Annotated in this window: 24 protein-coding genes; 3 read left to right on the forward strand and 21 right to left on the reverse strand. The window is 70.0% G+C overall.

The genetic code is table 11. The features are described from left to right. Positions 1–139 precede the first annotated feature (139 nt). Complete coding sequence (locus IEY88_RS06240) at positions 140–646, reverse strand: YqaA family protein (RefSeq protein WP_189153673.1); 507 nt, start codon at positions 644–646, stop codon at positions 140–142. A 21-nt stretch (positions 647–667) separates the two neighbouring features. After that, positions 668–1210: a GNAT family N-acetyltransferase gene (locus IEY88_RS06245; RefSeq protein WP_189153674.1), complete on the reverse strand. Its 543-nt coding sequence runs from the start codon at positions 1208–1210 to the stop codon at positions 668–670. A gap of 62 nt (positions 1211–1272) precedes the next feature. Between IEY88_RS06245 and IEY88_RS06250 the strand changes: the two genes are divergently transcribed. Then, entirely contained in the window at positions 1273–2478 is a 1206-nt protein-coding gene (locus IEY88_RS06250) for a winged helix-turn-helix domain-containing protein (protein WP_189154480.1), read from the forward strand. Between the two features lie 77 nt (positions 2479–2555). On the opposite strand, the gene IEY88_RS06255 is transcribed toward IEY88_RS06250, so the two are convergent. From IEY88_RS06255 to rimP, 18 genes are all read right to left on the reverse strand, one after another. Further along, positions 2556–2993, reverse strand: a complete 438-nt coding sequence (locus IEY88_RS06255; RefSeq protein ID WP_189153675.1) for a tetratricopeptide repeat protein — start codon at positions 2991–2993, stop codon at positions 2556–2558. Continuing rightward, on the reverse strand, positions 2990–3727 hold the full coding sequence (gene dapB, locus IEY88_RS06260) for a 4-hydroxy-tetrahydrodipicolinate reductase (RefSeq protein WP_189153676.1): 738 nt from the start codon (positions 3725–3727) through the stop codon (positions 2990–2992). Before dapB ends, IEY88_RS06255 begins: the two co-directional genes overlap by 4 nt. Further along, on the reverse strand, positions 3724–5016 hold the full coding sequence (locus IEY88_RS06265) for a M16 family metallopeptidase (protein WP_189154481.1): 1293 nt from the start codon (positions 5014–5016) through the stop codon (positions 3724–3726). The genes dapB and IEY88_RS06265 overlap by 4 nt, the downstream gene beginning before the upstream one ends. Before the next feature lie 110 nt (positions 5017–5126). Continuing rightward, positions 5127–7373 (reverse strand): polyribonucleotide nucleotidyltransferase, encoded by a 2247-nt coding sequence (locus tag IEY88_RS06270; protein ID WP_189153677.1) that lies wholly within the window; start codon positions 7371–7373, stop codon positions 5127–5129. A 233-nt stretch (positions 7374–7606) separates the two neighbouring features. Further along, positions 7607–7876, reverse strand: a complete 270-nt coding sequence (rpsO, locus tag IEY88_RS06275; protein ID WP_045318466.1) for a 30S ribosomal protein S15 — start codon at positions 7874–7876, stop codon at positions 7607–7609. A 287-nt stretch (positions 7877–8163) separates the two neighbouring features. Next, entirely contained in the window at positions 8164–8643 is a 480-nt protein-coding gene (locus tag IEY88_RS06280; RefSeq protein WP_030479546.1) for a helix-turn-helix domain-containing protein, read from the reverse strand. 85 nt (positions 8644–8728) lie between these two features. Further along, a complete protein-coding gene (locus tag IEY88_RS06285; RefSeq protein ID WP_189153678.1) occupies positions 8729–9661 on the reverse strand; it encodes a bifunctional riboflavin kinase/FAD synthetase in 933 nt (310 codons plus the stop codon). Positions 9662–9757: 96 nt separating this feature from the next. Beyond that, positions 9758–10645, reverse strand: a complete 888-nt coding sequence (gene truB, locus IEY88_RS06290) for a tRNA pseudouridine(55) synthase TruB (RefSeq protein WP_268241217.1) — start codon at positions 10643–10645, stop codon at positions 9758–9760. A gap of 11 nt (positions 10646–10656) precedes the next feature. Further along, positions 10657–11982 carry an MFS transporter gene (locus IEY88_RS06295; RefSeq protein ID WP_189153679.1) on the reverse strand — a complete coding sequence of 442 codons (1326 nt, stop codon included), beginning with the start codon at positions 11980–11982 and terminating at the stop codon, positions 10657–10659. Positions 11983–12118: 136 nt separating this feature from the next. Beyond that, entirely contained in the window at positions 12119–13420 is a 1302-nt protein-coding gene (locus IEY88_RS06300; protein WP_189153680.1) for an MATE family efflux transporter, read from the reverse strand. 50 nt (positions 13421–13470) lie between these two features. After that, on the reverse strand, positions 13471–14604 hold the full coding sequence (locus tag IEY88_RS06305) for an ROK family transcriptional regulator (RefSeq protein ID WP_189153681.1): 1134 nt from the start codon (positions 14602–14604) through the stop codon (positions 13471–13473). Continuing rightward, complete coding sequence (locus tag IEY88_RS06310; RefSeq protein ID WP_189153682.1) at positions 14601–15587, reverse strand: DHH family phosphoesterase; 987 nt, start codon at positions 15585–15587, stop codon at positions 14601–14603. The genes IEY88_RS06305 and IEY88_RS06310 overlap by 4 nt, the downstream gene beginning before the upstream one ends. A 170-nt stretch (positions 15588–15757) precedes the next feature. Further along, positions 15758–16207, reverse strand: a complete 450-nt coding sequence (rbfA, locus tag IEY88_RS06315) for a 30S ribosome-binding factor RbfA (protein ID WP_189153683.1) — start codon at positions 16205–16207, stop codon at positions 15758–15760. 172 nt (positions 16208–16379) lie between these two features. Then, positions 16380–16676, reverse strand: coding sequence for a DUF503 domain-containing protein (locus IEY88_RS06320; RefSeq protein ID WP_189153684.1), 297 nt, complete (start codon positions 16674–16676; stop codon positions 16380–16382). A 70-nt stretch (positions 16677–16746) separates the two neighbouring features. Then, the gene (gene infB / locus IEY88_RS06325) at positions 16747–19962 is read right to left on the reverse strand and encodes a translation initiation factor IF-2 (RefSeq protein WP_189153685.1); all 3216 of its coding nucleotides are present in this window, start codon (positions 19960–19962) and stop codon (positions 16747–16749) included. Between the two features lie 87 nt (positions 19963–20049). After that, entirely contained in the window at positions 20050–20376 is a 327-nt protein-coding gene (locus IEY88_RS06330) for a YlxR family protein (RefSeq protein ID WP_189153686.1), read from the reverse strand. A 39-nt stretch (positions 20377–20415) separates the two neighbouring features. Continuing rightward, entirely contained in the window at positions 20416–21429 is a 1014-nt protein-coding gene (gene nusA, locus IEY88_RS06335; RefSeq protein WP_189153687.1) for a transcription termination factor NusA, read from the reverse strand. After that, positions 21426–21950: a ribosome maturation factor RimP gene (gene rimP, locus IEY88_RS06340; RefSeq protein ID WP_189153688.1), complete on the reverse strand. Its 525-nt coding sequence runs from the start codon at positions 21948–21950 to the stop codon at positions 21426–21428. The genes nusA and rimP overlap by 4 nt, the downstream gene beginning before the upstream one ends. Before the next feature lie 128 nt (positions 21951–22078). On the opposite strand from rimP, the gene IEY88_RS06345 reads away from it, so the two are divergent. Beyond that, the gene (locus IEY88_RS06345; RefSeq protein ID WP_229693141.1) at positions 22079–22522 is read left to right on the forward strand and encodes a hypothetical protein; all 444 of its coding nucleotides are present in this window, start codon (positions 22079–22081) and stop codon (positions 22520–22522) included. Then, positions 22519–22941, forward strand: coding sequence for a ferritin-like domain-containing protein (locus IEY88_RS06350; protein ID WP_229693142.1), 423 nt, complete (start codon positions 22519–22521; stop codon positions 22939–22941). Before IEY88_RS06345 ends, IEY88_RS06350 begins: the two co-directional genes overlap by 4 nt. Here IEY88_RS06350 and IEY88_RS06355 read toward each other — a convergent pair. Beyond that, the gene (locus IEY88_RS06355) at positions 22938–23666 is read right to left on the reverse strand and encodes a hypothetical protein (protein WP_189153690.1); all 729 of its coding nucleotides are present in this window, start codon (positions 23664–23666) and stop codon (positions 22938–22940) included. The genes IEY88_RS06350 and IEY88_RS06355 overlap by 4 nt on opposite strands. Positions 23667–23676: the final 10 nt, after the last annotated feature.

Raw genomic sequence — 23676 nt, forward strand, 5'->3', positions numbered from 1 at the left:
CATTCGGCTCTCACCCGTTTGCGCCTGGATTTCGTCGGCTCTGGATCGATAACTTCGGGGTCGTGCTCGAATCAGCGCGCATCACCGTGGCAGCCGTGTTGATCGCCTTCTCCGTGGCGGCGGCGGTCCTGTTCAACTACTAGAACCAGGCCATGACGACGGCCGGTGAGGCAGCGAGGAAGCTGAACCTCACGAACCGGCCCACCATGCCGGTGGCCACGAACATCGTCGTGGACATGCCCGCGAGTCCGGCGAGCACGCTCGTCGCCATGAACGGCGGCAGCCCGACCAGCGCGCTCACCCCGTGCGTGCCGGCCATCCAGTTCGGGTGCGCCCGGCACTTCACGTGGATCCAGTCGCCCCAGCGGTGCATGCGCGTACCCGGCCCGAACCAGCGCGCGAGCTTCGACGGCTTGCCGCCCGGCTTGCGGTGCAGGAACTTCGGCAGGTGGATGTCGCCGCGCGCGGCGTAGAAGTACAGCAACTTGCCCAGCACCTGGCCGACCGCCACCGAGAGGCCGACGATCCAGAACGACGTGTCCGGCCGGCGCGCGCAAAGTCCCAGGACGAACATCTCGATGCTGATCAGGGGAACGATGGCTGAGCCGAGCGCGACCCCGAAGGTGAGGGCGACCAAGGCGAGCACCCGGCCGAGGTTACACAGATCTCAGTCGCCGAGTCGGACCTCGAGCGGACCGGACACCCGGATCTCGCGCAGGGGACGCCCGCCTGCGTCCAACGTGCGCACAGTGCCATCCCCCGTCCAGCCCAGTCGCTCGTAGAAGTTCCTGGACGCCTTGTCCGCCTCGGGCACCCACGCGATCCCGCGCGTCGCGCCCGTCTCGTGGAGCCTCTTCACGGCTTCGGCCAGGAGCCGCGTGCCGTGCCCGCGCCGGCCCCAGCGCGGTTCGACGAGGACGCTGACGAGCGCCGTGGTCTCCGCGTCCTCAGGCAGCGCCCCGTCCGCCCTGGCCACCTCGTCCTCCGGCGCCTTGCTCGCGACGACGAACCCGACCGTCCACTCCCCCTCGGTCGCCTTCAGCACCGCAGAGCTGCGGACGGCGTGCGACCACGCGTCGTCGGTGTCGAGCGCGTCGAGGACCTCCGGCGGCAGGAGTTCGGCGTAGGCGAGCCGCCACGTCTCCCGATGGATGCGGACGATCTCCGAAAGGTCAGCAGCGGTGGCGGTCTGGACGCCGGCGTCGGCCATGAACGCACCCTATCGACGTCGAATTGTCAGGGGTGCGTGGCACCATCGGCGACGTGCAGAGGATGAGTGCGGACGTGGCCCGTCGAATCGCGCTGGGCGCCCAGGGCTTCACCGACCTGAGGCCGCCCGCGGCCACCCGCAGACACCTTCAACGCGTCCTGTCCCGCGTGCAGCTCCTGCAGATCGACTCGGTGAACGTGGCCGTGCGCGCGCACTACATGCCGCTGTTCTCCCGCCTGGGCGCTTACTCGCCTTCGCTCCTGGACGAGGCGGCCTGGACGGATTCGGCCCGCAAGCCCCGCATGCTCGTGGAAACCTGGGCCCACGAAGCCTCTCTCGTCCCCGTCGCCGACTGGCCGCTGTTCCACTCGGGCGCGAAGAAGCGCGGCTGGTGGCAGAACTACCAGACGATCCTCGAACGCTCCCCGCAACTGGTGGACGACGTCCTGGCGGCAGTGAAGGAACTGGGCCCCATCGGCGCCGGCGCCCTGGAGAAGGCGCTCATGGGCGACCGCGGCCGCGCGAAGGGCCCCTGGTGGGACTGGTCGGAGGTCAAGCGCATCTGCGAGGTCCTGTTCGGCGTCGGCGTCCTCACCACCGGCACCCGCCGTTCGTTCGAACGCCTCTACGACCTGACCGAGCGCGTCATCCCGGCCGACGTCCTGGCACAGCAGTGGACTCCCGAGACGGGTGCCCGCGAACTGGTGTTGCGCTCCGCCGTCGCTTTGGGGGTGGCGACCGAACCCGACCTGCGCGACTACTACCGGCTGGATCCGCGCCGCTCCCAGGCCGCTGTCGCCTCGCTGGTGTCGGACGGCGTGCTGGAGCCTGTGGCGGTCGAGGGGTGGAAGGGCGTCGGGTACCGGCATGTCGAGGCTCGTGCGCCCCGCCGGGTCGTGGGGCGTGCGCTGTTGTGTCCGTTCGATCCGCTGATCTGGGAGCGGGCTCGGACCGAGCGGATCTTCGGGTTCCGGTACCGCATCGAGATCTACGTGCCGGAGCCTCGGCGGGTGCACGGGTACTACGTGTTCCCGTTCCTGCTCGACGGCTCGCTCGTGGCCCGCGTGGACATCAAGGCCGATCGGGCCGCAGGGGTGCTGCGGGTGCAGTCGGCCTGGGCCGAGCCCGGGGTGGACCGCGGGCGGGTCGCCGTCGAGCTGGCGGCGGAGTTGCGGCACATGGCCGACTGGCTCGGGCTGGAGGCCGTTCTGGTGGTGCAGAAGGGTGATCTGGCGGCGGAACTGGCTGTGGCGGCCGCCAGGAACTGACCGGATCCGCGCTGACGCAGGGGTACCCCCTGACCGGGAACCCCTGCGTTTCACCGTACTCCGCACCCCCGACAAGATCAGGCGTGCAGCTCGATCGCCTTCCGCATCGTCGCGCGCGCCCGGCCGCGGTCCCCCGCGACGTCGTAGGCGTACGCCAGCCGGAACCAGGCCCGCCAGTCGTCGGGCGAGGCCTCGACCTCGGCCCGCCGCTCCTCGAACCACGAGTCGGCGGCCTCCCGGTCCACCCGGCCGGACGGCCGACGAGGCAGGTGCGAGACGTCCGGCAGGAGCCCGTCCGCGTCGAGCTCGCGGGCCATCTTCTCGGTCTCCCAGCCGAACCGCAGGTTGGAGTACACGAGCCACACGCCGAGCAGCGGCAGGATCAGCACCCCGACACCGAGCAGGATCCCGACCAGCTCACCGGTCCGCAGCAACGCGACCGCGCGACCGGCGAGCAGGACGAAGTAGACGGCGAGTGCCGCGATCAGCACCCCGACGGTGATCCGGGTCTTCACAGGTCGAGGTACTTGTCGAGACCGACGGCCAGTCCGGGCCGGCCGACGATCTCCCGCACGCCCAGCACGACACCGGGCATGAACGACGTCCGGTGCAGCGAGTCCTGGCGGATCGTCAGCGTCTCGCTCTCACCGCCAAACACGACCTCCTGGTGCGCGATCATCCCGGAGATCCGCAGCGAGTGGACGCGCACGCCGTCGACGACGGCACCGCGCGCGCCCGGCTCCTCCTGCGTGGTGGCGTCCGGCATGGGGTCCATGCCGGAGCGCGCCGCCGCGATCAGACGGGCCGTGTGCGCCGCCGTGCCCGAAGGCGCGTCGGCCTTGCGCGGGTGGTGCAGCTCGATGATCTCCGCCGACTCGTAGTAGCGGGCGGCGATCTCCGAGAAGCGCATCAGCAGCACGGCGCCGATGCCGAAGTTCGGCGCGACGAGCACACCGACGTCGGGCTTCGATGCGAGCAGTGCCGCGACCGCGTCCAGCTTCGGCTGGTCGAACCCGGAAGTGCCGACCACGCAGTGGATTCCGGCGGCGACGCAGAACTCCAGGTTCCCCATCACCACGTCGGGGTGCGTGAAGTCGACGACGACCTGGACACCGGCGTCGACGAGCGTGGACAACGGGTCGTCGGCGTCGATGGCCGCCACGACCTCCATGTCCTTCGCGGCCTCGACCGCGCGGACCACCTCGGAACCCATGCGGCCCCGCGCGCCGAGAACTCCGACGCGAATCATGCAATCACCTCGTGTACCTGGTCCGGCAGATCGTCGGCGTGATCGTAGGGGCCCACCACCGCCGCGGCGACGGGCCTGCGCAGCAGCTCACGTGCGAGCAACGCCACTTCGTCGGCGGAGACCGCGTCAATGCGCGCCAAGGTCGCTTCCACGCTCAGGTGGTCGCCGTAGTTGAGCTCGGACTTGCCGATGCGCGACATCCGGGAGCTGGTGTCCTCCAGACCCAGCACCAGGGCGCCCCGCAGCTGACCCTTGCCGCGCGCCACTTCCGCGTCCGACAGGCCTCCGCGGGCCACGTCCACGAGCACCTCGCGGATGACGCCGGCGGTCTCGCCCAACCGGTCCGGCTGGCAGCCCGCGTAGACGGCGAACGTGCCGGTGTCCGCGTACAGGCCGACGGACGAGTACACCTGGTACGCCAGGCCTCGCCGCTCGCGCACCTCCTGGAACAACCGGGAGCTCATGCCGCCGCCGATGGCCGCGTTCAGCACGTTCAACGCGAAGCGGCGCTCGTCGTGGCGGTCGAGACCGCGCATGCCGAGCATCATGTGCGCCTGCTCGGTGTCGTCGGTGTGCAGCACCAGCTTGCGGGCGTCGGCGATGCGCGCGCGACCGGCGCGGGGCACCACCGCGCTGCCCTCCCGCGACAGGCGGTCGCCGACGGCCTTGCGCACGAGGCGCATCACGTGCGCGTGCTCGATGTTGCCCGCGACCGAGAACACCATGCGCGGCAACGTGTAACGCTTCTTGTAGAACGAGTAGAGGTTGTCCCTCTCCATGTCCTGAATGGACTTCTCGGTCCCCAGAACGGGACGCCCCAGCGCATGCCCGCCGAACAACGCCTCGGTGAACGCGTCGTGCAGCAGGTCCTCGGGGTCGTCGTCGCGCATCGCGATCTCCTCGAGCACGACACCGCGTTCGGTCTCGAAGTCACGCGGACCGCAGAGGGCCTCGAACACCACGTCCGCCACGAGGTCGACCGCGAGCGGCAGGTCCTCGTCCAGGACGTGCGCGTAGTAGCAGGTGTGCTCCTTCGCGGTGAACGCGTTCAGCTCGCCGCCGACCGCGTCGATCTCCTCCGCGATGGCCGCCGCCGTGCGCCGCGAGGTTCCCTTGAACAGCAGGTGTTCCAGGTAGTGCGCGGCACCCGCGACCTCTGGCCGTTCGTCACGGGACCCGACCTGCACCCACAGCCCGACCGAGGCGGACCGCACGCCCGGGATGCGCTCGGTGATGACCCGCAGGCCCGAGGGCAGCATGCTGCGCCGCACCTCGGAGCCCGCGGACATCTCCAGCACGCGCGTGCTGCCGGGCTTCTGGAGGTGCCCGGGCGTCGTCGCAGTACGCGGACGGCCGCGGGTGGATGCACCCGCGGCCGTCACGTTGTTGTCAGTCGTGCTCACTGAGCGGGAGCCGCCTCAGTCGCCTCGGTGGCCTCGACGGCCTCCGGGGCGTCAGCCGGCTTCGCGGCGTCGTCCTCGTTCACGACGACGAGGCTGATCTTGCCGCGCTGGTCGATGTCGGCGATCTCGACGCGGAGCTTGTCCCCGACCGAGACGACGTCCTCGACCTTCGCGATGCGCTTGCCGTTGCCCAGCTTCGAGATGTGGACGAGGCCGTCCTTGCCGGGCAGCAGCGAGACGAACGCGCCGAACGCGGCCGTCTTCACCACGGTGCCCAGGAAGCGCTCGCCGACCTTCGGCAGCTGCGGGTTCGCGATCGCGTTGATCATGCCGATCGCGGCCTCGGCCGAGGGGCCGTCCGCCGCACCGACGTAGATCGTGCCGTCGTCCTCGATGGAGATGTCGGCACCGGTCTGCTCGGTGATCGAGTTGATCATCTTGCCCTTCGGGCCGATGACCTCGCCGATCTTGTCGGTCGGGATCTTGACCGACGTCACGCGCGGAGCGAAGGCGCTCATCTCGTCCGGGTCGGAGATGGCCTCGGCCATGACCTCGAGGATCGTGTAGCGCGCGTCGCGGGCCTGGCCCAGCGCCGCCGCCAGCACCTCGGACGGGATGCCGTCGAGCTTCGTGTCGAGCTGCAGCGCCGTCACGAACTCCTTGGTGCCCGCGACCTTGAAGTCCATGTCGCCGAACGCGTCCTCGGCACCGAGGATGTCGGTCAGCGCCACGTAGCGGGTCTCACCGTCGACCTCGTCGGAGACGAGGCCCATCGCGATGCCGGAGACCGGCGCCTTCAGCGGGACACCCGCGTTCAGCAGCGACAGGGTCGACGCGCAGACCGAGCCCATCGACGTCGAGCCGTTGGAGCTCAGCGCCTCGGACACCTGGCGGATCGCGTAGGGGAACTCCTCGCGCTTGGGCAGCACGGGCATGATCGCCCGCTCGGCCAGCGCGCCGTGGCCGATCTCGCGGCGCTTCGGCGAACCCACGCGGCCGGTCTCACCGGTCGAGTAGGGCGGGAAGTTGTAGTGGTGCAGGTAGCGCTTGTGCGTCTCGGGAGCGAGCGAGTCGATCTGCTGCTCCATGCGCAGCATGTTCAGCGTGGTGACACCCAGGATCTGGGTCTCGCCGCGCTCGAACAGCGCCGAACCGTGCGTCCTCGGGATCACGGCCACCTCGGCGCCGAGGTCACGGATGTCCGTGAGGCCGCGGCCGTCGATGCGGACCTTGTCGCGCAGGATGCGCTGGCGCACGAGCTTCTTGGTCAGCGAGCGGAACGCGGCGCCGACCTCCTTCTCGCGACCCTCGAACTGCTCGGCCAGCTTCTCGAGCGTGGCGGCCTTGACCTCGTCGAGCTTGGACTCGCGCTCGGCCTTGCCCGCGATGGTCAGCGCCTGGGCGAGCTCGCCGGACGCGGACGCCTCGACGGCCTCGAACGCGTCGGCCTGGTAGGCCGGGTACGTCGGGTACTCGCCGGTGGCCTTCGCGGCGACCTGGGCGAGCTGCGCCTGGGCCTCGCAGAGGACCTTGATGAACGGCTTGGCGGCCTCGAGGCCCGCGGCCACGACCTCTTCGGTCGGGGCGGTGGCGCCCTCGGCGATCATGTCGATCACGTTGTCGGTGGCCTCGGCCTCGACCATCATGATCGCGACGTCGCCGGAGTCGACCACGCGGCCCGCGACGACCATGTCGAACACGGCCTTCTCGAGCTGCTCGTAGGTCGGGAACGCGACCCACTGGCCCTCGATCAGAGCGACGCGGACGCCACCGATCGGGCCGGAGAACGGCAGACCCGCGAGCTGCGTCGACGCGGACGCGGCGTTGATCGCCACGACGTCGTACAGGTCCTTCGGGTTCAGGCTCATCACCGTGATGACGACCTGGATCTCGTTGCGCAGGCCGTCCACGAAGGACGGGCGCAGCGGACGGTCGATCAGGCGGCAGGTGAGGATGGCGTCCGTGCTCGGACGGCCCTCACGCCGGAAGAACGAGCCGGGGATGCGGCCCGCGGCGTACATGCGCTCCTCGACGTCCACCGTGAGGGGGAAGAAGTCGAAGTGCTCCTTGGGGTGCTTCGACGCCGTCGTGGCGCTCAGAAGCATCGTCTCGTCGTCCAGGTACGCCACCACGCTGCCGGCGGCCTGACGCGCGAGGCGCCCGGTCTCGAAGCGGATGGAGCGCGAGCCGAACTTGCCGTTGTCGATAACGGCAGTCGCCTCGTGGACCTCGATGTCCGTCATTTACTTGTTGCTCCTCGTCTTTTGGACACCGCTCACGCGTTCTGACGAGGCCGGTCTTCGATTGAAGTCCCCTGGGGCGTTTCCACCAGGAGGCCACTACCGAGGACCGGCGCGGAAACTGCTTCGCGCGATGCGGGTCCTGTTTTTCTTGCCTCTTTGCAACCAGGGATCTGTATACACCCGGTTGTGCACCGAGGGGGAGTGACCGGCCGGTCACTCCCCCTCGGTGGAAATCACCTGCGCAGACCGAGGCGCTGGATCAGCGCGCGGTAGCGGTTGATGTCCACCTTGGTCAGGTAGTTCAGCAGACGGCGGCGACGGCCGACCATCAGCAGAAGGCCCCGGCGGGAGTGGTGGTCGTGCTTGTGCTGCTTGAGGTGCTCGGTGAGGTCGGCGATGCGCTTGCTCAGCAGAGCGACCTGCGCCTCGGTCGAGCCCGTGTCCGAGTCGTGCAGACCGTACTCACCGAGGATGGACTTCTTCTGATCCGTGGACAGTGCCACTAGGTACTTCTCCTACTTGTTCAGGTCCGTGCGGCCCCACGCCCGCCGAATTGCTGGCCGGGGGTAGCCGGTACTGGCCGCCACGGACCGCAGCCAGACCCAACTGCGAAGGTTATCAGGCACTGTGCTCAGCGGCGCGCTGACGTGCGCAACCCCACCCGATCCACGGACGGGGGAAGCCGTCGGCGCTGCTCACGAGCCACCGTGAGGTGCGTGCCCATTGTGGTGCGCACCCGTTGTCCGTGCCAACCGATTTAACCGGAGGTGAATTCCCGCCGGCGGAAATCTCACCTGCTGGCGGCCCGGATGGCACGGCGGAACAGCTCCGCGATCGCCGGGAAGTCCTCGTGCAGCAGGTCGGCGGCCTGCTGCAGTTCGAGGCGGTCGGCGACCCGGCGAAGCACCGGGTACGCGACGCTCTCGTCGCCGTTGACCGGCAGCGAGTCACGGGACACCGTCGGCTTGGACTCGCGCACGTCGTCGAGCGCGCGTTGCAACGCCTCCGGCGCCCCGGTCGCCACGTCCGGCGTGAGGATCTTGCGCTCCAGCATGATCATGCGGGCGAGCACGGAGGGGTTGCCGATCTTCGCGCGGCGGCCGCTCATCACCTGGCTGAGCATCGGCGCGCTGATCCCGAGCACGTCCGCGAGCTGCGCCTGCGACACGTTGAAGGCCACGACCAACCGGCGCACCCGGTCACCCAGAGGCTCCCCGTACCACTCCCGTTGCAGGGCGAGGTTGCGCTGAACGATCTTGTGGTCCTCCACCTTGGCCTCTCCAGTAGCCCACACCCTGAACCCGCATCCTGCCAGCACGGTGGCTGCCGGAGGCGCACTTCGACCTATCTGACGGTCACGACTCGGTCAGCAGTTCCCTCGTTCGGTCTACATCTCGATGCATTTGTTCGAGCAGGGCCTCTACGGAGTCGTACTTCTCCATCTCGCGCAACCGCTCGATGAAGTCCACGGCGACGCGCTGGCCGTAGTAGTCCTCGTCGACGTCGAGCACGAACGCCTCCACGCGACGCTCCTTGCCGGAGAACGTCGGGTTGGTGCCGACGCTGACCGCGGCCTTGAGCGTCTTGCCCTTGGCATCGGTGAACCAGCAGGCGTAGATGCCGTCGGCCGGCACCGCCGCGAACTTGGGCGTGGACAGGTTCGCGGTCGGGAACCCCAGGTCCTTGCCGCGCCCGTCACCCTTGACGACGATCCCCTCGAGCCGGTGCGGCTTGCCCAGCGCCTCGGCCGCCGCCCGCACGTCCCCCGCGTCGATGCACGCGCGGACGTAGGTCGACGAGTACGTCACTTCCTCAGCGGACACCAGATCAGCCCCCTCGGTCACGAATCCGAACCGCTGCCCCAGCTGGCGCAGCATCGCGACGTTACCGGCCGCCTTGAACCCGAAGCTGAAGTTCTCACCCACTACTACGGCAGCGGCGTGCAGCTTCTCGACGAGCACCTCGTGGACGAACTGGTCCGCGGGCATCCGGCTGGTCTCTAGGGTGAACGGCACCACCACGAAGTGGTCGACACCGAGCGCCTCGACCAGCTCGGCCCGCCGCCGCAACGTGGTGAGCTGCGCGGGATGGCTACCGGGCCGCACGACCTCGGACGGGTGGGGGTCGAAGGTCATCAGCACGGCCGGCAGGCCGCGCTGCCCCGCGAGCTCGACGGCACGCCCGATCAGGGCCTGGTGGCCTTTGTGGACACCGTCGAACACACCGATGGTCACCACGCAGCGGCCCCAGCCGCCGGGGAGGTGGTCAAGTCCGCGCCAGCGTTGCACGGTGATCAGCCTACGACGGCGGCGAGAGCCGTCGCCCGCCCACCTCGCCAGGCGGTCACGGGTCGCGGCCAGGGCCTTGGAACGGGCAGAACTCGGTCAGCCCGCCGGGCTCAGCACCACCACGGGCTTGCACGCCGTGCCCTCGTCCTTGGCCAGCGCGATGACGTGCCCGTCCGGCCCGAACACCCCGTAGGTCCCCTCGATGCCACCCGCGCGCAGCCGTTGCCCGTGCGACAGCGCCGACGCCTCGTTCGGGTCGATCTCCCGGCGCGGGAACGCCGTCGCGACCGCGGAGTCCAGGTCGAGCGACAGGCCGGGCGTCTCCTCCAGCTGCTGCAGGGTCTTGGCGACGCGGAGGTCGAACGGTCCGACCCTGGTGCGCCGCAACGCCCCGAGGTGCCCTCCGACGCCGAGCGCGGCACCGAGGTCGCGGGCCAGCGCGCGCACGTACGTGCCGGACGAGCACTCGACCATCACGTCGAGCAGCACGGTCTTGTCCTCACGGCGTGAGAACAGCACGTCGAACCGATGCACGGTCACGGGCCGTGCGGGGATCTCGACCTCTTCGCCGGCGCGCACGCGGGCGTAGGCGCGCTTGCCGTCGATCTTCACGGCGGAGACGGACGACGGCACCTGCTGGATGGGGCCGGTCAGTTTCGCGATCTCGGCCGCGATCGCGTCGTCCGCGACACCGGAGGCGTCCTCAGTGGACAGCACCTCGCCCTCGGCGTCGTCCGTGGTGGTGGACGCGCCGAGCACGATCGTCGCGAGGTAGGCCTTGCTGTCGAGCGCGAGGTGGCCGAGGAGTTTCGTCGCGCGTTCGATGCCGAGCACGAGCACGCCGGTCGCCATCGGGTCCAGCGTGCCGGCGTGGCCGACCTTGCGGGTGCCGAGGATCCTGCGCACGCGCGCCACCACGTCGTGCGAGGTCATGCCGTCCGGCTTGTCGACGACGACCAGGCCCGGTGCAACAGAGGGTTTCACGGCGCGAAATCTTAAGCGACGTGCAGAGCGTCCCAGCGACGACGCCGAATCTGCACCGGCACGGTCTCCCCGCGCTCCTCCGCCTCGAACACCGCGGCACGCGCGCGCCGCCACCAGACGAGCATCCGCCAGCCGCCCAGGACCAGCACGAGCACGCAGAAGCTGAACGCCACCCGGAACGCCGACACAGGCGCCAGAACACCCTCGAAGAGGTCCAGCAGCACACCGACGCCAAGCGCGGTCACGGTCACCGCGAGGAAGCCTCCGACGTTGACCAGGCCACTGGCCGTGGACTGCCGGTGCGACGGGTTGTAGTCACGCGCGAGAGCGAACGCCACGCCCGAGATCGGCCCACCGACGGTGAGCACCAGGAACACCACGGCGATGACCGGCGCCGGCACGTGCCCGCCCGGCCAGAGCAGCAGCACGCCCCACCCGGTGAACGCGAACGCCAGGAACCCGACCGAGATCGGCATGCGCCACTCGGGGTTGCGCGAGAACAGGCCGCCGATGATCGGGCTCGCCACGATCGCGCCGATCACGAGCAGGCCGAGCGTCGAGGACGCGGCACGCGGCGACATCCCCTGCGCCTGCACGAGGTACGGGTACCCCCACAGCAGCCCGATGACGGCGGGCGTCGACATGGTGCTGAAGTGCGCCCAGAACCCGAGCCGGGTGCCGGGCACGCTCCACGCCTGCCGCACCTTCGGCCAGATCTTCCGCAACGGCACGGCTTCCGGCTTCGGCGCGACGAACCCCTCCGGCACGTCGCGCACCCGCAGGAACGCCACGACCGAGTAGAGCGCCGTGGCACCGCCCGCGATGAGGAACGCCCAGGTCCACCCGATCGAGCCGAGCATGAGCGTCAGCGGCACCGTGGCGACGAGGTTGCCGACACCGCCGATCGCGGCCGTGACGGCGACGACGAGCGAGTACTGGCGCGGCGGGAAGTGCGTCGCGACGAGGCGGATCACGCTGATGAACGTCATCGCGTCACCCATGCCGAGCACCGCCCGCGCGGTGAGCCCGAGCGCGTACGAGTCGGCGACGGCGAAGAGCACCTGGCCGGTGCCCATGAGCAGGGCGGCGACCGTGAGCACGCGGCGCGGCCCGTAGCGGTCGACGAGCAGACCCGTGGGGATCTGCATCAGGGCGTAGACGCCGATCTGCAGCACGGTGAACACACCGAGCTGGGCGGGTCCGAGCCCGAACCGCTCGCTCGCCTCCAGTCCGGCCACGCCGAGCGTGGTGCGGTGGAAGAGAGCGGCGAAGTAGACGAAGACGGCGGTGGTCCAGATCAGCCACGAGGTCCGGGTGGCGCGATCGACCGACGGCAAGGCGGCACTCTCCCAGGTCAGGGGCGGGCAGATATTAGTTACATCGCACTAAGCAACCTTCTTGGTAACGGTTTCATGCCGTGAGGTCGCCCACAGCGCCCGTTCAGGGAGTCACTCAGTGGCCCTGCTCACAGGCCTAGCGGACCGCGCCCTCCACCGCCCACTCCCCCGAGCGCGTGCGCCACACCACCGCGAGCAGCCGCAGCACCATGAAGGCCGACAGCCCCGTCCAGATGCCCGCGAGCCCCCAGCCGAACGCGTACGAGGCCCACACGAGCGGCAGGAACCCGATCACCGCCGACCCGAGCGTCGCCGTGCGCATGAACTTCACGTCACCGGCGCCGAGCAGCACCCCGTCCAGGGCGAACACCACACCCGCGATCGGTTGCAGCGCGACGAAGAACCACCACGCGTTCGGGATCTCGGCCAGCACACCGGCGTCCGTCGTGAACGCCCGCGGCAGCACGGTGACCAGCGCCGCGAACACCAGCCCCAGCCCGATGCCGAACACCAGCCCGTACCGCGTGATCTGCCAGGCGAGCTTCTCCGCCTGCCGGCGCTTCGACGCCCCCAGCGCCGCGCCGACGAGTGACTGCGCCGCGATGGCCAACGAGTCGAGCACAAGTGCGAGGAACGTCCACAGCTGCAACACGACCTGATGCGCGCCCAACGCTCCTACGGACGTCCGTGCCGCCACAGAGGCCGCGCTGATGAAGCAGGCCTGGAACGCGAGGCTCCGCAACACCAGATCGCGCCCCATACCGAGCTGCGCGCGCATGGCGGTCCACTGCGGCTTCAACGACACGTGCTCCGCGAACAGCGCCTTGAAGAACAGCCCGGCCGACAGCACCTGCGCCACGACGTTCGCAATGGCCGAACCCTCGAGTCCCCAGCCCGCGCCGTAGACGAGGGCGGGACACAGCACCGCACTGATGCCGTTGCCGATCAGGATGTACTTCAGGGGCCGTTTCGTGTCCTGAACACCGCGCATCCACCCGTTGCCGGCCATCGTGACGAGGATGAACGGCGCACCGAACAACGCGATGCGCACCCACTCCACCGCCGCGTCCGCCACGGCGCCAGGCCCGGCCAGCAGCTCGGCCAACGGCCGCGCGAACAGCTGCCCCAGCAGCACCACGAGCACACCGGCGGCCAGCGCCAGCCACGTCGCCTGAACGCCCTCCTCGACGGCCTCCTGACGACGCCCGGCCCCGTGCAACCGGGACGTGCGCGCCGTCGTGCCGTACGAGAGAAACGTCAGCTGCGTGGACACCTGCGTGAGCAGCACACCGCCGAGAGCGAGCCCAGCGAGCGGCAACGCCCCCAGGTGCCCCACGACCGCCGTGTCGACGAGCACGTACAACGGCTCGGCCGCCAGCACCCCCAGGGCGGGCACCGCCAGCCCGATCACCCGCCGAGCGGGAACCCGATCCTCCACCCGACGAACCTAAGCTTTGCGAAGCTCATCCGTCTGGTGACGACGGCCACTCACGACCGTTGGGGCAACCCGAAGACCTGCTCGCGTGCCACGGCCAGCGCCGAGTGCAACGCACCGGACCGGACCGGGTTCGCGGTGATCTGCGCGAGGTGCACGGGCGTCCTCGGCACGACGAGCTTCAGCAGCTCCTGCGCCACCAGGTCGCACAACGTCTCGCCGCCCGCGTGCGCCACCGCACCGGACAGCAGCACCAGCTCGGGGTCGAGCACGCACACGACGTTCGCCAGCCCGAGCGCGATCCGGTGCGCCAGCACCGTCAGGAACGCCCTGCCCTCGGTCCCGGCGTTCAACGCGTGCGCCACGGCCTCCAGCCCGGACGACTCGTGGATGCCGTGCTCGGCCGCGAGCGCCACGATCGCCTCGCTGTCGACCTGGTCGCCGTAGCGCCCGCCCGGCACCTGCATCGAGTCGATCTCGCCCGCGCCACCCGTGACGCCGCGCAGCAGCACGCCGTTGATCACGACCGCCGAGCCGATCTCGTCCGCGGGCCAGAACAGCACGAAGTTGCGCACCCCGGCGGCACGGCCGGAGCTCATCTCCTCCAGCGCGGCGAGGTTGATGTCGTTCTCGATCGACACCGACGTGCCGAGCAGCTCGCGCAGCGTCGAAGGCAGGTCGACGGCGGAAAGGCCGGGCAGGTGCGGCGCGAACCCGAGATGACCGGTGGCCGGATCGACCGCGCCCGGCGTGCCGACGACGACGTGCGACAACGCGTCGAGCTTCAGCCCGGCCAGCGCCGCCGCCTTCTGCACCGTCCCGCGGAACGCCTGGAGGGTGTTGTCCTTGGGCATCGGCGCGCTGTGCTCGGCCAGCAACGACCCGGTGATGTCCGCGATGGCCACGTCGATCAGCTCGGGCGTCAACGCCACCGCGGCCACGTACCCGACACCGCCGTTGACGGCCCACATCTGCGCCCGAGGCCCGCGTCCACCACCACGCAACCCGGTGCGGACGACCATGCCGTCCTCTTCGAGCCGCGCCAGCAACTGGGCGGTGGCGGGCTTGGACAGCCCGATCACCTCTTCCAGCTCGGCCCGCGTCATCGCCCCGCTGCGCAGCAACGTCTCGATGGCGGCCCGGTCGTTGATCTCCCGCAGCAGCCGCGGGCTTCCTGTCCGTGTCATGACCCCACCCGCTCCAACGCGCCCTTCAGCGCGGCAACGACCTGCTCCGAGGTCCCGTCGAACGTGAACCCGGCCGCCAGCCGGTGCCCACCACCCCCGAGGACCTGCGCCACCTCACGAACGTCGACCCGGCTCACGGCCCGCAGCGACACGGACCAGAACCCGGGCCTGAGCTCCTTCACCACCGCCGCGACCTCGGCCTCCGAAGCCGAGCGCACGACGTCGATGACGCTCTCCACCTCTTCACTACGAACCCCGTGAGCGTCCTCGATGCTCACCACAGCATGAGCAAGCCCCAGCCCGTGCGCAGCCTTTTGATCAAGCTCGGCCTTGGCCAGAACACGCGACAACATGCCGAGGTAGGCGAACGGATGAGAGTCCATCAACGGCCGTGTGACCGCGTACGCGTCCACACCGGTCTCCAGCAACCGCGCAGCCGTGTGGTGCGCCTCTGGCCCTGCCTTCCGAAAGCCCCCGGTGTCGGTGACGAGCCCGGCATAGATGCACCGCGCGATCGGCTCGTCGATCTCGACGTTCATCTCGTCGAGCAACTTGAGCGCGATGAGCGCCGTGGCTTCCGCGCGGTCGTCAATGCAGTGCACCGTCCCGTACCGCGTGTTCGACACGTGGTGGTCCACCACGATCACGGGCCCACGACAACTGGCGACCCGCCCCTTGAGCGGCCCCAGCCGCTCCAAGCTGCCCGTGTCCATGACGACCAGCAGTTCCGGCGCCTCGGGCACCTCGTCGCGATGAACGAGCAGCCCGGCCGTGTCCAGCGCCTTCAGCGACTCGGGCACGGCCTCGGGCTCACCGAACGCCACGCGCACCGCCACCCCGCGCCGATGCAGCGCGAGCCCCACCGCCAACGCACTCCCGAGCGTGTCAGCGTCGGGGTTGATGTGACTCAGCAGGGTCACATCACGGGCGTCGGCCAGCAACCTCGCGGCCTCGGCAAGGGTGGTGCTCAGGTCGTCTGCCACAGGGAGACGTTAGCCGTTCACAGTCCCGAAGTGCTCTGCGGCACCCTCGGACAAGACAGTTTCCATCCGATTCCGTCGCCACTGTGCCAAGTGGACCACCGGCGAAAACCAGAGGGCGGACACGATGAACGTGCCCGCCCTGGTCGTGCGCGGAAAGGTCCGTCGAGGACTCAGTCCTCGTCCTCGGCCTCGCGAGGCGCCTTGTACGGGTCGGCCTCGCCGGCGGGGGTGGCCCCCGCCGACCGGCGCAGCACCTCGGCGTCGGAGGCCTGGGCCTTGGCCAGCAGCTCTTCCATCTTGCGAGCCTCATCCGGCACGGTGTCCGTCATGAACGTCAGCGTGGGCGTGAACCTGACCCCGGTCTGTGCTCCGACCATGGATCGCAGCACCCCCTTGGCCTTCTCCAGAGCCGCTGCGGCCCCGGCGTAGTCGGGTTCGACGTCCAGGCGCTCGCCCAGAACGGTGTAGTAGACGGTCGCGTCGTGCAGGTCCCCGGTCACCCTGGTGTCGGTGATCGTCACCCGAGCCAGCCGCGGGTCCTTGACCTCGTGCTCCAGAGCCGAAGCGACGATCTGTGAGATCCGCTTGGCGAGCTTGCGGGCACGTGCCGTGTCGGCCACGAGCCTCCCCTTCCTAGTCGTCCTCCGGCCCGATCAATCGAGTGCGGGCCCGAAAGGGCAATGAGCACAGTGCAGTTCCAGTTCAAGCCGCGGTCACTCGTCCTCGGGCCCGACCAGCCTCGTCCGTGCCCGAGAGGCAGTAAACACAGTGCAGTTCCAGTTCGAGCCGCGGTCACTCGTCCTCGGGCCCGACCAGTCTCGTCCGTGCTGAAAGCAGTTCCAGTTCGGGTCGTCCCGCCACGAGCCTTTCACAGCCGGCGAGAACGTCCCTGACGTGCTCCAGGTCGGCGGCGACCGCCGCCACCCCGATCAAGCTGCGCCGATGCAGGTCCAGGTGACCGGCCTCGGAGACAGCGACCTCGAAGCGCTTGCGCAGTTCGGCCACGAGGGGCCGCACCACTGAACGCTTCTCCTTCAACGAGTGGACGTCGCCCAGAAGCACGTCCAATTCCAGAGCACCCACGTACATGGGTGAGATCCTCCAGAAGAAAGGGGTGCGGAGCCACCGGTTAAACGGCTCCGCACCCCTCACCTACCGACTAGGCGCGCGGCTTCTCGCGCATCTCGAAGGTCTCGATGACGTCTTCCAGCTTGAGGTCGCTGTAGTTGCCGAGCGTGAGACCACACTCGAAACCTTCGCGGACCTCGGTGGCGTCGTCCTTGAACCGCTTGAGCGAGCTGATCGGGAGGTTCTCCGCGATCACCTTGCCGTCACGGATCAGGCGAGCACGCGCGTTGCGGCGGATCTCGCCCGACAGGACCATGCAACCCGCGATCGTGCCGACCTTGGAGGACTTGAAGACGTCGCGGACCTCGGCGCGGCCGAGCTGGACCTCTTCGTACTCCGGCTTGAGGAGACCCTTGAGGGCCGCCTCGATCTCGTCGATCGCCTGGTAGATGACCGTGTAGTACCGGACGTCCACGCCCTCGCGGTTCGCGAGTTCGGTCGCCTTGCCCTCGGCCCGGACGTTGAAGCCCAGGACGATGGCGGAACCGGCCACGGCGAGGTTGATGTCGCCTTCGGTGATGCCACCGACACCGCGGTGGATCACGCGCAGCTCGACGTCGTCGCCGACCTCGATCTTCATGAGCGCGTCCTCGAGGGCCTCGACGGTACCCGAGTTGTCACCCTTGATGATCAAGGTGAGTGCTGAAGTCTCCTTCAGCGCGGCGTCCAGGTCTTCCAGGCTGACGCGCTTGCGCTTCGCCGCGTTGGCGGCGTTGCGGGTGCGGGCCTGACGACGCTCGGCGATCTGGCGGGCCACCCGGTCCTCGTCGACGACGAGGAACGAGTCACCGGCGCGCGGCACCGAGGTCAGACCGATGACCTGCACCGGACGCGACGGGGTCGCGACGGTGACGTCATCGCCGTGCTCGTCGACCATGCGGCGCACGCGACCGTACGCGTCACCCGCGACGATCGAGGAGCCGACGCGGAGCGATCCGCGCTGGACGAGCACGGTGGCGACCGGACCACGACCGCGGTCGAGGTGCGCCTCGATCGCGACACCCTGGGCCTCCATGTCCGGGTTGGCCCGGAGGTCCAGCGAGGCGTCGGCGGTGAGCAGGATGGCATCGAGCAGGCTGTCGATGTTGATGCCCTGCTTCGCCGAGATGTCGACGAACATCGTGTCGCCGCCGTACTCCTCTGCGACGAGGCCGTACTCCGTCAGCTGCTGACGGATCTTGGAGGGGTTCGCACCCTCCTTGTCGATCTTGTTGACCGCGACCACGATCGGCGCCTGAGCAGCCTGCGCGTGGTTGATCGCTTCCACGGTCTGCGGCATCACGCCGTCGTCTGCGGCGACGACGATGACCGCGATGTCGGTCGCGTTCGCACCACGAGCACGCATGGCGGTGAACGCCTCGTGACCCGGGGTGTCGATGAAGGTGATGAGGCGCGGGTTGCCCTCGAGCTCGGTCTGCACCTGGTACGCACCGATGTGCTGCGTGATGCCGCCGGCCTCGCCCTCGGCCACCTTCGCCTTGCGGATGGTGTCGAGCAGTCGCGTCTTACCGTGGTCGACGTGACCCATGACGGTCACGACCGGCGGACGGATCTGCAGGTCGTCCTCGTCACCGGCGTCCTCGCCGTAGGTGATGTCGAACGTCTCGAGCAGCTCGCGGTCCTCCTCCTCGGGGGACACGACCTGCACGACGTAGTTCATCTCGGTGCCGAGCAGCTCCAAGATCTCGTCGGACACCGACTGGGTCGCCGTGACCATCTCGCCCAGGTGGAAGAGCACCTGCACGAGCGACGCCGGGTTGGCGTTGATCTTGTCGGCGAAGTCGGTCAGCGAGGCACCGCGCGGGAGGCGGATCGTCTCGCCACTGCCCTTGGGCAGGCGGACGCCACCGACCGAAGGCGCCTGCATGTTGTCCATGTACTCCTGGCGCTTCTGCCGCTTGGACTTGCGTCCACGACGCGCAGGACCACCCGGACGACCGAAGGCACCAGCGGTACCGCCGCGACCAGCGCCGCCGCCGCCACCGGGACGACCGCGGAAACCGCCGCCACCACCGGCAGGGGCACCGCCGCCTGCGCCGCCGCCACCGCCGGGACGGAAGCCGCCGCCACCGCCGCCGCCACCGCCGGGACGGAAGCCACCGCCACCGCCACCGCCGCCACCGGGACGGAAGCCGCCACCGCCGCCACCGCCACCGCCGCCTCCGCGGAAGCCGCCGCCGCCACCGCCGCCGCCCCCACCGGGACGACCGCCGCCACCGCCGCCACCACCGGGACGGCCACCGCCGCCACCGCCGGGACCAGGACGGTTACCGGCCGGACGGTTGCCCGGCATCATGCCGGGGTTCGGCCTCGGGGGCATGTTGCCCGGGTTCGGACGGGGACCGCCCTGACCGGGACCACCGGGACGAGGACCACCCTGGCCGGGGCCGGGACGGCCGCCACCCTGCGCTGCCGCAGGACGCGGGCCACCCTGACCCGGAGCGCCGCTGGGACGCGGGTTCGCCGGACGCGGGTCGCCGGGCTTCGGGCCGCCTGCGGGGCGGTCGCCGCCCTGCTCGGGCCGCGGGCCGGGACGAGGTCCGGGGCGCGGCGACGGAGCGTTGCCGCCACCGACGCCGAAGGGGTTGTTGCCAGGACGCGGGGCCCGCGGGCCCGCGGGCTTGGGAGCCTGCGTGCGCGGCGGCACCACGGACTGGGACTGCTGGCCACCGGCGGCCGCGGCGGGTGCCTGCGGCTGCTGGGGCTGTTGAGGCTGCTGCTGCGGAGCCGGGCGCGGGCCGGGACGCGGTCCGCCACCCGGCTTGGTGCCGGGAGCCGGAGCGGCCTTGGGCTCTGCCGGGGCCGACGCGGCGGGTGCCGGTGCGGCGGCCGGAGCCTGGGGCTGGGCAGCGGGTGCCGGTGCGGGCGCCGCGGGGGCTGCCGGAGCCTGCGCGGCAGGAGCTGCCGGAGCGGGCTTCGGGGCCGGCGGGCGCGGGGCGGCCGGACGGGGTCCGGGCATGCCCTTGGGCGCAGCGGGCTTGTCGGCCGCAGGCTTCGACTCCGCCGGTGCGGCGGGCGCTGCTGCGGCAGCGGGTGCGGGTGCCTTGGGCTTCGGAGCGGACGGCTTGGGAGCCGGCTTCGAAGACTTGGCTTCGTAGGCGTCACGAAGCCGCCGGGCCACGGGGGCCTCGACGGTCGAGGACGCGGACTTCACGTACTCGCCCTGTTCGGCGAGCTTGTTCAGGACTTCCTTGCTCGTAACACCGAGCTCTTTCGCGAGCTCGTGCACGCGGGCCTTGCCTGCCACTGGTCTCCTAGGTCGTGAGGCCGGCGGGCAAGTCCCATCGACCTCGTCTTAACGTCGCGCGTTCATGTCTTCAGCTTCACGGCTGACTCATGACGGGTCGACCTGCTTCCTTGTTGCTTCCTGGCCGCGGGGCTGTCCCGAAGCCAATTTCCCTTGCCGCTCCACGTGCTCGCGCAGCGAAGCGACGTCGAGTGCTCCCTGGACCTTGAGGGCCCGCGAGAACGCCCGTCGCCGCTCGGCGTTGCGGAGACATTCGAGATCGAAATGCAACCAAGCACCCCGACCAGGAAGCCGCCGACGGACGTCCGGAACCACCGAATCGCCCACCGCGACCACACGCAGCAGCTCAGAGGGCAACGTCCGTGTGCGGCATCCGATACACGTACGAACAGGGCCGATGTGCTGGGAAGCCACTCCCGACGTTGAACCGTTGATAATTCTATCCCCTGGAGCTCATTCAGCCGAACCGGAGGTGACCGCATCGGTGGCCGGAGCCTCCGCGTCACTGCGGATGTCGATGCGCCAGCCCGTCAGGCGGGCGGCCAGACGGGCGTTCTGCCCCTCCTTGCCGATCGCCAGCGAGAGCTGGAAGTCCGGCACCACGACACGGGCCGTCTTGGCACGTTCGTCGACCACCTTCACGGACACGACCTTGGCCGGGGACAAGGCATTCCCGACGAACGTGGCCGGGTCGTCCGAGTGGTCGATGATGTCGATCTTCTCGCCGCCGAGCTCGTGCATGACGTTGCGCACACGGGCACCCATGGGGCCGATGCAGGCGCCCTTGGCGTTCACTCCGGCAACCGTTGATTTCACCGCGATCTTCGAACGGTGACCTGCCTCACGTGCCACCGCGGGGATCTCCACGGTGCCGTCCGCGATCTCCGGGACCTCGAGGGCGAACAGCCGCCGCACGAGGTTCGGATGGGTGCGCGAGAGGGCGATCTGGGGCCCCTTGGCGCCGCGCGACACGCTCACGACGTAGCACTTGACGCGCTCGCCGTGGTTGTACTGCTCGCCCGGCACCTGCTCGGCCGGCGGCAGCACGCCCTCGGTGTCGCCGACCTGCACGACGACCATGCCGCGGGCGTTCGCGCGGGCGTCGCGCTGGACGACACCGGCGATGATCTCGCCCTCCTTGGTGGCGAACTCACCGAACGTGCGCTCGTGCTCGGCGTCGCGCAGGCGCTGCAGGATGACCTGCCGCGCCGTGGTGGCCGCGATGCGGCCGAAGCCCTCGGGGGTGTCGTCCCACTCCTCCTGGACCGCGCCGTCCGGCCCCAGGTCCTGCGCGATCACGCGCACGACGCCGGTCTTGCGGTCGATCTCCACGCGCGAGTGCGCGGCATGCCCTTCGGTGTGCTTGTAGGCGGTCAGCAGTGCTGACTCGATCGCCTCCAGGACCGTCTCGAAGGGGATGTCCTTTTCACGTTCGATCGCCCTCAGGGCGGCGATGTCGACGTTCACCTCGGCTCCTCCTTCGGTGCTTTCCGAGTGAGCCGAGCCAGTTCCTCGACCGGCGGCTGCTTGAACTCGATCTCCATGACCGCGCGTTCGATGTGGCGGTACTCCACGCGTCGCAGCTCGTCCTTGTGCAGCAGCTCGACCCCGGTCTCGTCGCACTCGCCGACCCGGCCGAACCACTCGGCCTGCTCGGGCTGCTTGATCTTCACGAGACGCAGGTGAGCGCGCTTCCAGTGGCGCGGGCGCGTCAGGGGGCGGTCGACACCCGGCGAGGTGACCTCGAGGGTGTACGGCCCGTTGATGATGTGGTCGTGCTCGTCGAGAGCGGCGGAGACCACGCGGCTCGCCTCGGCGACCTCGTCGAGCCCGATGCCGTCCTCACCGTCCACGACGACCTTGACCAGACGGCGGCGCCCAGCCTGGTTCACGTCGAGCGCGTCGAGGTCGAAGCCGGCGGCTTCGAGAGCTTCCCGCACGACGGGTGCTAGCTGCGCGGAAAGCTCTCCGCGCGGCGGGCTGGACACGTGGTGTCTCCTTCAGTTCGAACGCATGAAAACCCCGGCCGACGCTGTTTCCGGCGGCCGTGGACGTTCAGACTATCTGGTTCGCCCGGCTCCCACCGACCCGCACGGCTGCTGGCACCATGGGTCGCGTGATCTCCGAATCGGTCAGCCGCCGCCGTGTGCTGCTCGCGGTGGCCGCCGCACCGCTCGCCGTCGCGTGCACCGCAGAACCGCCGCCGCCACCGCCCCCGGACCCGCTGTCGGCCCTCGCCGCGCAGGCCCGTGCGGACGTCAAGCTGGCCCAGGCGCTGACGACGGTGCCCGCGGCCGCCGAGATCGCGAAGGCCCGTGAGACGCACGCCTCGTTGCTGCAGGCGGAGGTCGACCGCGAACGCCCGCCGCTGTCGTCCACGGCGCCGCCAGCCCCCACCTCGCCCCCCACCCCGCCGGACCCGCTGGCGGCGCTGCGCACCGCGCTCGACGAGTCGGTGCGCGAGGCCTCGGCGGTCGTCGCCTCGCTGCCCGCGTACCGCGCGGGCCTGGTCGGCTCGGTGGCCGCCGGCTGCGCCTCGCTGCGGGAGGTGCTCGCGTGAGCGTCGAGTCCGTCCAGACCGCGCTCGGCACCGAGCACGCGGCGCTCTGGACCTACGGCATGGTGTCGGCGTTCCTGAACGACCAGGCCGTCGCGGAGGGCGCGAACCTGCACCGCGCGCGCCGGGACACGACGGAACGCTGGCTGCGCGACCACGGCGCGACCCCGAACCCGCCCGCCGCGGCCTACCTGCCGCCGTCGCCGGTGTCGGACGGGCCTTCCGCGCTCGCCGCGCTCGTGGCCGTCGAGCAGGACACCTGTGCGGCGTGGCGCGGGGTGCTGGAGCGGACCGACGACTCCTCGCTGCGGACGTCCGCGCTGGAGGCGTTGACGACGGCCGCGGTGCGGGCGACGCGGTGGCGCAGGGCCGCGGGGTCGAACCCGGCGTCGATCGCGATGCCGGGTGTCGCTTCCGGTTAGTCCCCGAACGAGGACGCGAGCCTGATCGCGTCGTTGGAGACCTTCTTCATCTCCTTGTTGTGCGCGACCGCGTCCGGGCCCCTGGTCGGCGAGTCGGACTCGACGATCACGACCAGCTGGTCGCGCTGCTCGGAGGCGTACCCGCCGTTGGCCAGCGTGACCAGCGGCGGCACGCTGATGGCCTTGTCCAGCACCAGGTCCTTGACGTTGCCGGTGCCGTCCTTCTGGGTCAGCTCGCGCAGCTGCCGCGCCTCGTCCGCCGTCTTCATCTTCACGACGGACACCGACGAGTACACGGTGCGGCCGTCCGGCAACTTGGCCGTGTAGAAGGCACGCGTCAGCTGGATGCACGGCGTGGTCTTGAAGAACGCCTGCGTCTGGCTCGTCGCGTGGGCCGCGCAGTCGCTGTCCTTCACCGGTTCCGGCAACTCCGGGACGGTGACGAACTCGAACTCCCCCGCGGTCTTCTGCGGTTGCGCGACCGGCTGGTCGACCGGGTCCGACGGCTGCAACACCCACCACACGAACCCGGACATCACCGCGACGCCGACGAGCGCCAGCGCCTTGCCCACCCACGTCGTCTTGCGCTGGGGCGGAGGCGGTGGCGGGGGCAGCTGCCCCTGGCGGTTGTCCATGATCGACTGCAGCTTCACGAGCTCGTCGGCCGGGTACAACGGCGCGGTGTCGGTGGGCCTCGGTGGGAAGCGAGGCAGGTTCTGGGTCACCTCTTCAGGT

The sequence above is a fragment of the Lentzea pudingi genome, from assembly GCF_014646255.1.
In the GTDB taxonomy this organism is placed as follows: Bacteria; Actinomycetota; Actinomycetes; order Mycobacteriales; family Pseudonocardiaceae; genus Lentzea; species Lentzea pudingi.